An 11308-nucleotide genomic window follows, 5' to 3' on the forward strand; every position below is an offset into this window, starting at 1 on the left:
TCCACGATATCAGGGGCGCCCCTCTGTCTGTTGTACTGACGGCGCAGCAGAGCTTTTACGTATAGTCAGTTCAAAAGGCAGGATCACATGCTGCTGAAGATTGGTTTTTTTCTCGATCAGGTTGATCAGCATCTCCACGGCCCTGCGCCCAAAGCCTTCGGCGGGCTGGGAAATGGTGGTCAGCGGCGGATCACAGTAATGCGCCAACGGAATATCATCGAATCCCACCAAAGAGATATCTTCAGGCACGCGTAGGCCTGCTTCCTTGATGCGCTTGAGCGCGCCAATGGCCATCTCGTCGTTCTCGCAAAACAGCGCAGTGGGGTGATCGGGTAGCGCCAGCAGGGTGGCAGCACCGTCATAGCCGGCGCGCAAGCTGAAGTCGCCATGGCAAATAATCGCCGGGTCGTTGGTGAGGCCTGCCTGAGCCAATGCCGCCTGGTAGCCCGCCACTCGATCCTGGGTCAGTGGGCTGCTTTGAGGGCCCTTGATCAAGCCAATCCGACGATGCCCCAAGCCGATCAGGTGTTCGGTCATCGCTTTGGCGGCTGCCTGGTTGTCGAGGCTGATTGTGGGATGGCGCCCGCCCTTGATCACTTCGCAGGCGTTGATCATCGGCGGGGTGTCTGCGCGGTCGGCCGGGAAAGGATCGAAGGCGCGCAACTGAATCACGCCATCCGCCTGATGGGCGTCAACCAGCTCGGCAAACTCGCGCTCGATTTCTTCGCGGCCCTGGGTGTCGCAGAGCAATAGTCGATAACCCGCGGCCTGGGCGGCCTGTTGCGCGCCGCTGATCACGCGCGCGAAAAACGTGTTGGCAATCTTTGGGACGAGGATGACCAGGTTGGCGGTGCGCCGAGAGCGAAACTGGACTGCCATCAAGTTGGGTCGATAACCCGCAGTTTCGACGGCAGCGTTGACCTTGTCCCGTGTGGCCTGACGCACGCGGTCGGGCGATGTCAGGGTGCGCGATACGGTAGCCACCGAAACGCCGGCGAGCCGGGCGACTTCACGAATATTGGACAAAATCACCTCATGTTTGAACTGTGCGTCGGGCGAGCTTACAGCAGGTCTGCCTGCGCTTAAATCCTCGCGACCGTGGATTATCGATTTGACAGCTTACCCTCCAGCGCATAAATTTCAGCTGAAATGTAACCGGTTACATTCTAATGAAAACAGCTTTCAACCGAGCCGGACAGAGAAGGTCAGCGATGAACACAGTGATACCCAAAATAAGAATGGGCTTTGTCGGTGGAGGGGAGGGCTCGTTTATCGCCCAAGCTCATCACCAGGCCGCGGGGCTCGATGGGCGCTTTGAGCTGGTTTGCGGTGCGTTCAGTCGCGACGCGCAGAACAATCAGCGTACGGGTAGCCGACTTGGCTTGGCGCAATCGCGCTGCTACAGCACATGGCAAACAATGCTGGAGGCCGAGCGCGCGCTGCCGGCCGAACAGCGCATGGAGCTGTTGGTGATTGTCACCCCCAATCATCTTCACGCACCGGTGGCCAGCGAAGCGCTGGCCGCCGGTTTCCATGTGTTCAGCGAGAAGCCCGCTGCGCTGAATCTGGCTGAACTGCGCGCGTTGAAGGACGTGTTGGACACCAGCTCCGGCCTGTATGGCCTGGCCCACACCTACCTCGGTTACCCGATGGTCTGGCAAGCGCGGGAAATGGTGCGCAGTGGCGTGATTGGCGCGGTGCGCAAGGTCCTGGTGGAGTATCCCCAGGGCTGGCTCAGCCAGGATGTGGCCGGGCAGGGCAACAAGCAGGCCGAGTGGCGCGGGCAGCCGGAATTGTCCGGGGTGGGCGGCTGCATCGCCGATATCGGCACCCATGCCTTTTCCCTGGCGGAGTTTGTGGCTGATCAAACAGTCACCCACCTGTGCGCCACCCTGGGAGTGCACGTCGAGGGCCGTCAGTTGGACGACGACGCCGCCATGCTGCTCAAGATGGCGCAGGGTGCCAGTGGAGTGCTGATCGCCAGCCAGGTCTGCGCGGGGGAAGAGAACCCGCTGAGCATTCGTGTCTACGGTGACAAGGGCGGCCTTGAATGGCGCCAGGAACAACCCGCCAGCCTGATTCATCGTTCATTGGACCAACCGATGCGCGTCTTGCGCTCCGGTACCGGGCAGTCGTGGTTGTGCGAGGCCGCGACCCAGCGTATGCGCTTGCCCGCTGGCCATCCCGAAGGTTACCTGGAAGCCATGGCCAATCTGTATGGCGATTTTGCCCAGGCTATTCGCGGCGAGGTTAAAGGCCACACCGCGCCGGGTGTGCCAGGGATCGAGGTGGGCCTGCGGGGCATGGCCTTTATCGAAGCGGCCATCGCCAGCCATACCAGCGATGCCAAGTGGACACCGCTGGAGTGCAGCCGATGAAACCGCAGACGCCTGCCGTTACCCCAAACGCCCTGGCCCCTCAAGGTCTGCGCGGCCCCGGAATATTCCTGGCGCAGTTCATCGCCGATGAAGCGCCTTTCGACACCCTGGCCAATATCGCCCATTGGGCAGCGTCCCAGGGCTACACGGCCATTCAACTGCCGACCTTGGGCACGCGCTACATCGACCTTGAACGCGCAGCCGAAAGCCAGAGCTATTGCGATGAGCTGAAGGCCGTGTGCGCCAGCGCGGGGGTTGAAATCAGCGAACTGTCCACTCACCTGCAAGGGCAGTTGGTGGCCGTGCACCCGGCGTTCGATGCGCTGTTCGATGACTTCGCGCCGGCTCATCTGCGTGGCCAGCCCCAGGCGCGTACCGAATGGGCGATCGAGCAATTGAAGCTGGCAGCGCGGGCCAGCCAGCGTCTGGGCCTGACGGCACACGCAACGTTTTCCGGGGCCTTGCTCTGGCCCTATATGTACCCATGGCCGCAGCGCCCCGTCGGTTTGGTGGAGCAAGGTTTTGCCGAACTGGCCAAGCGCTGGTTGCCTATCCTCGATTGCTTCGATGAGGCCGGTGTCGACCTGTGCTACGAAATTCACCCCGGTGAAGACCTGCACGACGGGGCCTCGTTTGAGCGTTTCCTTGAGGCGGTCAATCATCACCCCCGCGCGGCAATCCTTTATGACCCCAGCCACTTGTTGCTTCAGCAGATGGACTATCTGGGCTTTATCGACCGTTATCACTCACGTATCCGCATGTTCCACGTCAAGGATGCGGAGTTCCGTCCCGACGCGCGCTCGGGTGTCTATGGCGGTTACCAGGGCTGGGTCGAGCGCCCGGGACGCTTTCGTTCGCTGGGTGATGGCCAGATCGACTTCAAGTCGATCTTCAGCAAGCTGACTCAATACGGTTTCACCGGCTGGGCCGTGCTGGAGTGGGAGTGTTGCCTGAAAGACTCTGCCCAAGGCGCTGCTGAAGGCGCGGGGTTTATCCGCGACAACATGATTACCCGAAGCCAAAAGGCCTTTGACGATTTTGTCAGCGTGGCCAGCGATGCGGCTTCCAACAGGCGTTTGTTGGGCTTGCCTGACGCCTGAGTTTCACCTGCTTCTTTCAATAACAATAAGACGGTGACTGTTATGACGTGGATGACTGCGCGCTTGAGCGCCATGATGTTTCTGCAGTTCTTTATCTGGGGTGGCTGGTTCGTCACCCTTGGCACTTTCCTGTCCAGTCAGTTGGGCGCCAGCGGCGGCCAGATTGGCATGGCATTCTCGACTCAGTCCTGGGGCGCGATCATCGCCCCGTTCGTGATCGGGCTGATCGCTGACCGATTCTTCAATGCAGAACGCATTCTGGCGGTGCTGCACCTGGTGGGGGCGGTGTTGCTCTATCAGCTGTATCGGGCGCCGGACTTCGGCACGTTTTATCCCTACGTGCTGGCCTACATGATGATCTATATGCCGACCCTGGCATTGGTCAACTCCGTGGCCTTTCGGCAGATGCGCGACCCGGCGCTGGAGTTCTCACGTATTCGGGTGTGGGGCACCGTGGGCTGGATCGTCGCCGGGGTGGTGATCAGTTTTGTCTTTGCCTGGGACTCGAAAGCCGCGATTGCCTCCGGTGGCCTGCGCAACACCTTCCTGATGGCGGCGCTGGCGTCGCTAGTGCTGGGCGTCTACAGCTTCACGCTGCCGAGTACGGCACCGCTGAAATCCGATACAACTCGAACCGGGTTTAAACAGATCCTCGGCCTCGATGCCTTGGGCCTGCTGAAAGACCGCAGCTACCTGGTGTTCTTCATTGCCTCGATTCTGATCTGCATCCCGCTGGCGTTCTATTACCAGAATGCCAATCCGTTCCTCGCCGACATAGGCATGACCAATCCCACGGCGAAGATGGCCATCGGGCAGGTCTCCGAAGTTCTGTTCATGCTCCTGCTGCCCCTGTTCATTCAGCGCTTCGGCATCAAGATCGCGTTACTGATGGGCATGCTGGCCTGGGCCTTGCGCTATGTGCTGTTCGCCTACGGCAATAATGCCGACCTGGCCTTTATGCTGTTCACCGGCATTGCCCTGCACGGCATCTGCTACGACTTTTTCTTTGTGTCCGGGCAGATCTACACCGACGCGAAAACCCCCGAACGCTTCAGAAGCTCGGCCCAGGGCCTGATTACCCTGGCCACCTACGGCGTTGGCATGCTGATCGGTTTCTGGGTTGCGGGCCATGTCTCTGATTACTACGCCACCCCTGCGGGGCACCAGTGGCAGAGCATCTGGTTGTTCCCGGCGTTCTTTTCCCTGGGCGTGGTGCTGGTGTTCATGTTTGCCTTTCGCGATGCGCGGCGGTCTGAGTTGGCGCCTGCCAAGGCTTGAGCGGTCATGACTTGATAACAACCCACCATGAAATGGCAATGCGCGGGGCGGGCAAAAACTGAATGGTAAACCGAATGCCTTTCAGAGCCCCGCGTTGGACAGTGCGATATCAGTCGTGAGCGAGAGAGACAGAGAGATCACGCCACGCCGCCAGTTCCTCATGACGGAATGTGTGAGCAGCAGCTTGCTCTTGATAACGGCTAACTATAGAGCTGTGCCTGCGGGCCTGATTGCCCAATCATTGACCTTGCTGTGCGCTGAGTTGCACCGGGTCGGTTTCGATAAGCGTTCTGGACACGATCATCGACTTTGTCGTATTCACGTATTTCTGAAAATGGGCAGATGCGATGTGGCTTTTGTAGGCCGCTTCGTTTGCATAGATTTCGAAGAAGTGATGGCGGTTCGGGTGGTCCTTTTCCGCTACCGAATAAATCGCGAGCACGCCTGGCTCAAGGCGAACAGAGTCAGCTATTTCCTCCTTGACTGCCGTTTGGTAAGCCGCCAATTGAGCAGGGTCTATCACGAGTTGTGCAATCCGCACGACTTTATCGGTCGGCTCCTCGGCCAACACCGAACCTACCCAAATGCATCCAACTACAAAAGCTATACGCAGGACCGACATGTGCATTTATTCCAGATAGCTACTGATGTGGCATTCTCGGGACGTTGAGCAAGCCCTGGGGCATCCTTTTCAAACCATCCAAAGCATGCCCTCAGATATGCCCCCAATGTAGCAATCCACTGGAAGTGAATGGAGCTCCACCGTTTGTGGAAAGCCAAAAATGATCAGATGAACAGCCTGCCCGACGCCGCCTAGAGACTATCCGGATCCCCAAAAAACATCTGGATCCTCGACCGCAACCAACGCTCACCCGGGTCATTGTCCTGCGACCCACGCCACGCCATGTGCAATTCAAAGGTACGCACCGGCAACGGTGGATCTTCCGCCCGCACACCACCTGCGGCTGTCAACGCCTCGGCCGTGTAATCAGGCACGGTGGCGACAATATCCGTCCCGCTGATGAGTGTGCTCAGCCCGTTGAACTGCGGCACTGCGAGCACGACATGGCGTTTGCGCCCGAGCTTCTCCAGTTCTTCATCAATGAAGCCGCTCAGGTCGCCGGCGAACGACACCAGCGCATGGGGCCGCGCGCAGAAGTCGTCCAGGCTCAGCGGCCCCGGCACGGTGTCGGCTCGCAACAGCTTGGGCATGCTGCGGCGCAGTACTTTGCGCTTGGCGTTGGCCGGCAGGTCGGCGGTGTAGCTGACGCCGATGGAGATTTCGCCCGAGGCCAGCAGGCTTGGCATCAGGATGTAATTGGCCCGGCGAACGACCAGCACGATACCCGGTGATTCGGCGCGCAGGCGTTTGAGCAGCATGGGCAGCAAGGCGAATTCGACGTCGTCCGACAAACCTATACGAAACACCGCAGTGCTGGTGGCTGGATCGAATTCCGCCGCACGGCTGACCGCCGTGGAAATCGAGTCCAGTGCCGGGGAGAGCAGGGCGAAGATCTCCACTGCCCGGGCCGACGGTTCCATACTGCGGCCGGTGCGCACGAACAGCGGGTCATCGAACAGCCCGCGCAGGCGCGAGAGCGCCGCACTGATCGCGGGCTGTCCAAGGAACAATTTCTCCGCAGCACGGGTCACACTGCGTTCATGCATTAATGTTTCGAAAACGATCAACAGGTTCAGGTCGACACGACGCAGGTCATTACGATTCATCTGGAGTCCTGGCAGAGTCAGCAAACTTGACGTGGGCGGCCATATGAGAACAATGGCCGGCATGAATCTTACGGGCAAAGGCTGCTACTCTGCACCGTGTAATTCACTTTTTACTTAAATGGCTGCTTCGGTTTTTTACGGCATCTGGTGATGCCGCCGGCGCTGCGGAATCAATGACAGGCATGTCGACTATTAATAGCCACTGATGGTCTTGGGTAGAAAGCCCAGATAGAGTTCGTGGCATTAGAGGTTACTTTGACGAGGTTTGCGATGTCCCGCACGATCCGTTTTCACAAGTTTGGTCCAGCCGAGGTGCTCAAATGCGAAGAGCATGCGGCCGCTCTGCCTGCACCAGGTGAAGTGCAGGTGCGCGTCGAAGCAATCGGCATCAGCTGGTACGACATTCTCTGGCGCCAGAACCTGGCTTCGTCCCACGCTCGTCTGCCTTCAGGCCTCGGCCATGAAATGTCGGGTGTCGTGACGGCCGTCGGCGACGGTGTCGATGACCTGGCGGTGGGCGACAAGGTCGCCAGCTTTCCGGCCGAGAGCCCTAACGATTATCCGGTCTACGGCGAACAGATTGTTCTGCCGCGCTCGGCACTGACCCGCTACCCGGACGTGCTCAGCCCGATCGAAGCCAGCGTGCATTACACGCCGCTGCTGATCGCCTATTTTGCCTATGTCGATCTGGCGCGGGTCAAACCGGGGCAGTTTGCCCTGGTGACCGACGCAAGCCATTGCGCAGGGCCGTCCTTTGTACAACTGGGCAAAGCCCTGGGTGTGCGAGTGATCGCGGCGACCAAAAGCGCGGAAGAACGTGACTACCTGCTGTCCCTCGGTGCCGAGAAAGTCATCGTCACCGAAGAACAGGATCTGCTGATGCAGATCAACAAGATCACCGACAACCGTGGCGTCGATGTGGTGTTCGATGGGCTTGGCGGGCCACAGATGTCGATGCTCGGTGACGTGCTAGCGCCGCGTGGCAGCCTGGTGCTGTATGGCCTGCAAGGCGGCAACCAGACGCCATTCCCGGCCTGTGCAGCGTTCCAGAAGAACATTCAGTTCTTCGTGCACTGTATCGGTAACTTCACCGGCAAGCCGGAGCTGGGCATCATTCAGGATCAGGTGGCGTTGCAACGGGCGTTGCGCGACATCAACCAGTTGACCGCCGACCGCGTGCTGCTGCCGCTCAAGACTCGGGTCTTCCCGTTTTCCGAGTTTGTCGAAGCGCATCGCTACATGGACGAATGCCCATGCCGCGAACGGGTCGCCCTTCAGGTCGAACCGGCGTAAGCCTTACGCAGGCGTCCGTGCCCGCACGTACGCTTGCTCTTCAAGCTTTCCCGATGCCCTCTGCGTTCCTTGCGCAGAGGGCATTTTCGTTTCTGTCTACCGGGTTTCAGCAACTGAACCGGTTTTTGCTTTCGATCTGTATCTTCTAATCATCATATAAGCCCTGATAATTGAATGATTACTTTCATCTCAAGGAATGAGTCATGAGTGGGCGTTCGGCTGATATTAATCAGCGCATGTTTGCGACAGACGATGGGCAAATGTCACAACGTTTGAAGACTAAAGACCAATCAGTATCTTCTTTCTCTATTTTTTGTACTCAATGTCTGTGGGACGCTGTCGGAAGTTTCCTAGGAAGTCGTGCCAAACCTCGCGGGCCTTGCCCCGTCAGGCTTTGCGAGGAGGTGGCTGTCGCCTTGGCATAGGCAGAGTTCAAACATTTCAAATAATTACCCAAAACTTAAGTGCTAGCATTTTATGACAGGATCAAGCACTTCATAGCGAGAATCGGTCGCGCAGTGTCTATCACTGTTTGCGTGACGTTGAACTTCCGAATACCAGGTAAAACACTGATGACCACAATTCACGATCAGGCAATGAACTATGTTTACCAGCAAGTACTGCAAAGGCTGCTGAGTTTTTTCTCGCGCGCCGAGCGCACCGCCTTGCAGCTTATGATTCAGCGCCTGGTGGTGTCGGCCGGCGGCATGGAACGCATCGGCGAATTCAAGGTGATGTCGATCCAGTCCGGCACGCTCGACAGTTGTTACACCCTGGCATTGTTGCGCGCCGCCCAACTGAGCATCGCCAGCCGGGCACCGGCGACGTTTCAGCTACGCGTGGCCACGTTGCGCCTGAATGGGACCGGTTCCACAGCGCTGGAAAACATTCATCGCACCAACGCGGCGCTGTTCCTCTACGACGATCCTCGGGTCGAATTGTTGATGGTGGATAACCGTGAAGTCCTGCCATTCAACCATTTGGCGCCGATCTCCGAGGCCGGGCGCGAGTCGAATCGACTCAATCTGTTGATGGTCGGCCATCGCCGGGCTTGGGATGGGCCGCTCGATCTTTGGGATGATGGTTACCTGACAACGGGCGAGTTTTACGGGCAGATTGCCCGCTGGGGCAATGGCGTCGATGCGTTGATCAGCAGCGAAACGCCGCGCCAGCAGAAGCAGTTTCTCGACGGTTTGAAGCGCGCGGCGCAAAAGGCAGGTCTCGGGACCCTGAATGACAACGTCGCGGGGTTTGACGGGTTGTTCGCCGTGCTCGATGACCTGGGCAGCGACTATTATCTTGAATTTTATGCTGGCCATGAGCGCGCGCAATGGCGCCCGTACGGCGGATTCGAAGCTTGCCGGCGCACGACCAATATCGATATTCACGACATGGTGGTCGGCAAACTGGAGGAGCGCTGGCCGTTGCTCACCGAATTCCTGGGTGTCCAGATTGACGAAATGGCGGCGCACCTGAGCGACAGCGAATACGTCAGCCCAGTGATAGCAGCCCACTTGCGCGGTTTACAGGCGAGCGTTGTGTCGGGCGACAGTTATGAAACCGGGATCGCTGAATACTTGCAGCGAGCCCTGGTGATGATGCGGCGCAAACTGGTGCCGGAACGCTTTTGCGAATTGGCACTGGAGTCATTCGGTAATCCGGTCGTCATGACCGAACGCCGCTTGCTGGCGGCGGACGAGGTGCTGAAAACCCTCGGGCTGACCGAGGCTCAATTGATCTGCCTGCTCTTTGCGCCCTTTGTCGATGGCGGCGCGGGACTCGAGCGTTTCCTGCGTAGTTGCCACCCCGGCATGCTGGTGGCCATGCCGGACCTGCACAAGGCGATGCAGGGCCATCAGGTGCCCGAGCAGGTCGTGCAATGGATGGTCGATGTCAGCGGCTTGCCGGTCAGCCTGATAGGTACGCTTTACCGCATGGGATCAGTCACCGTGCAGGAAGAAATTTGCGTCGAAGATCCGCAGGACGATGACGCTGGCGCAATTGGCGAACTGTCAGCGGGGCATTGAAAGTGCAGGGGCTGTCGCGATCCACAACCGTCCAGGCAATCGCTTGCACCGTGCCCGGCCAATACCGATGAAAGGACCCAGAGAAACGGACTTTGCTTATCAGGCGGTGTATCGATATTTGACGCACCTCATCAATGAACCGGGGTGCGGCACGCCGACTCGCCTGCCTTCTTTGAGGCAATTGGCGCTGCGCCTGAATGTGTCGATTTCAACCATCCAGTACGCCTATTCGCTGCTGGAGAAGGAAGGGCGGGTCTACTCGGTGGCCAAGTCCGGGTATTACTCGCAGCCGATCGCCGCCATTGGTCCGTTGGCCAGCGGCAATGATTTGCTTGAAACCGTCTATTTCAATGCTAGGCGTCCCGAAATGCTGGTGTTGAGCGCCGATGAACCGGCCCTGTTGCAGCCGCTGGACAGTCCGCTGCTGACGTTGGAGCGCGAACTGCTGCGCCAGTATCCGCGCCAGCCGCTCTCGGCCTCGCAACCCTGTGGCGAGCTGGAATTGCGTACAGCCCTGGCGGCGCGCTACACCACGTCACCAGCGCGTTGCTGGCATGCCGACGAGGTTTACATCGGCGCTGATCTGCGCGGCGTGCTGGAAATACTGATCACCATCCTGTGCCTCAAAGGTGCCACGGTGGTGGTCGAGTCGCCGTGTGATTGGGTGATTCTGCGTTTGTTTGAGGCGGCGGAGGTGCGGCTGATCGAGTTGCCCTTGCAAGCCTGCGGCGCGTTGGACCTGGACCAGCTAAATAACGTGCTGGAGATCGAGTCGGTACGGCTGGTGATGCTGTCATCAGGGCTGAGCATGCCGCGGGGAAGCCAGGTGCCGCATGACAACCGGCAGTCGGTCGCGCAGCTGTTGGCCCGACATGACTGCTGGGTGCTGGAAAACGACTGCTATGGCGAGCTTGGTTTCGAGCCGGAAGGGCCGAAGTTTCGGGATCTTCTGGCGCCTGACCGGCTGATCGTGTTTTCCACTTTCGAGAAAATCATCGGGCCGGAAGCACCTTACGGCTATCTGCTTTCACGACGACTGGGCGAAGAACTGCAGCGGCATTTTTTGCTGCGTGCGTTTCGCCTGTCGCCGATCCGCCAGAAAGCTATTGCCCGCCTGTACAGCAATGGCCGTATCGACCAGCACCTGCAAGTGCTGAGGCGTTTGCTCAAGGATCGTCAGGTGCAGATGATCCATTTGTTGCACGAGCGTCTGGGGGATGCGCTGCAACCGGTCGAGCCGCAGGGTGGGGCGACGATCTGGGCGCGTTCGTTGCGTCAGGTCGATGTGCGCCGGGTATTCCAGCGCTTGCTTAAGCAGCAAGTAGTGATCGCGCCAGGCGAGCTGTTCAGCCTGCAAGGCTTGTACGGTCAGCATCTTCGCTTGAGCCATACGTTCAGCGGCGACCATGACCTCGGTTCCGCACTGGGATTACTTGGGGATGCATTGCGTCTGGAAGCGATTGATTGAGCAGGGTTGAAAAATATACCGAGGTCGCCGGATCGC

The 11308-nt window shown here is 58.9% G+C and carries 9 protein-coding genes; 6 read left to right on the plus strand and 3 right to left on the minus strand.

All coding sequences use genetic code 11. The features are described from left to right. Positions 1 to 9: 9 nt before the first annotated feature. Complete coding sequence (locus LOY68_RS16100; RefSeq protein ID WP_265045706.1) at positions 10 to 1026, minus strand: LacI family DNA-binding transcriptional regulator; 1017 nt, start codon at positions 1024 to 1026, stop codon at positions 10 to 12. Between the two features lie 185 nt (positions 1027 to 1211). Between LOY68_RS16100 and LOY68_RS16105 the strand changes: the two genes are divergently transcribed. From LOY68_RS16105 to LOY68_RS16115, 3 genes are read left to right on the plus strand one after another with little or no spacing between them, the layout of a single operon-like run. After that, positions 1212 to 2378: a Gfo/Idh/MocA family protein gene (locus LOY68_RS16105; protein WP_265045707.1), complete on the plus strand. Its 1167-nt coding sequence runs from the start codon at positions 1212 to 1214 to the stop codon at positions 2376 to 2378. Further along, positions 2375 to 3478, plus strand: coding sequence for a sugar phosphate isomerase/epimerase family protein (locus LOY68_RS16110; RefSeq protein WP_265045708.1), 1104 nt, complete (start codon positions 2375 to 2377; stop codon positions 3476 to 3478). The genes LOY68_RS16105 and LOY68_RS16110 overlap by 4 nt, the downstream gene beginning before the upstream one ends. A 42-nt stretch (positions 3479 to 3520) precedes the next feature. Further along, positions 3521 to 4756, plus strand: coding sequence for a nucleoside permease (locus LOY68_RS16115; RefSeq protein ID WP_163910096.1), 1236 nt, complete (start codon positions 3521 to 3523; stop codon positions 4754 to 4756). Between the two features lie 238 nt (positions 4757 to 4994). Here LOY68_RS16115 and LOY68_RS16120 read toward each other — a convergent pair whose 3' ends face one another. Both LOY68_RS16120 and LOY68_RS16125 read right to left on the minus strand, forming a co-directional pair. Beyond that, positions 4995 to 5378 (minus strand): putative quinol monooxygenase, encoded by a 384-nt coding sequence (locus LOY68_RS16120; RefSeq protein ID WP_265045709.1) that lies wholly within the window; start codon positions 5376 to 5378, stop codon positions 4995 to 4997. 191 nt (positions 5379 to 5569) lie between these two features. Then, a complete protein-coding gene (locus LOY68_RS16125) occupies positions 5570 to 6484 on the minus strand; it encodes a LysR family transcriptional regulator (protein WP_054046082.1) in 915 nt (304 codons plus the stop codon). A 270-nt stretch (positions 6485 to 6754) separates the two neighbouring features. On the opposite strand from LOY68_RS16125, the gene LOY68_RS16130 reads away from it, so the two are divergent. The 3 genes from LOY68_RS16130 (at position 6755) to LOY68_RS16140 (ending at position 11272) form a co-directional block, all read left to right on the plus strand. After that, entirely contained in the window at positions 6755 to 7777 is a 1023-nt protein-coding gene (locus LOY68_RS16130) for a zinc-dependent alcohol dehydrogenase family protein (RefSeq protein WP_054046080.1), read from the plus strand. A 572-nt stretch (positions 7778 to 8349) separates the two neighbouring features. Next, a complete protein-coding gene (locus tag LOY68_RS16135) occupies positions 8350 to 9804 on the plus strand; it encodes a hypothetical protein (protein ID WP_265045710.1) in 1455 nt (484 codons plus the stop codon). Between the two features lie 67 nt (positions 9805 to 9871). Beyond that, positions 9872 to 11272: a PLP-dependent aminotransferase family protein gene (locus LOY68_RS16140; protein WP_265045711.1), complete on the plus strand. Its 1401-nt coding sequence runs from the start codon at positions 9872 to 9874 to the stop codon at positions 11270 to 11272. Positions 11273 to 11308: the final 36 nt, after the last annotated feature.

This window comes from Pseudomonas sp. B21-053 (assembly GCF_026016365.1).
Lineage (GTDB): Bacteria > Pseudomonadota > Gammaproteobacteria > Pseudomonadales > Pseudomonadaceae > Aquipseudomonas > Aquipseudomonas nunensis.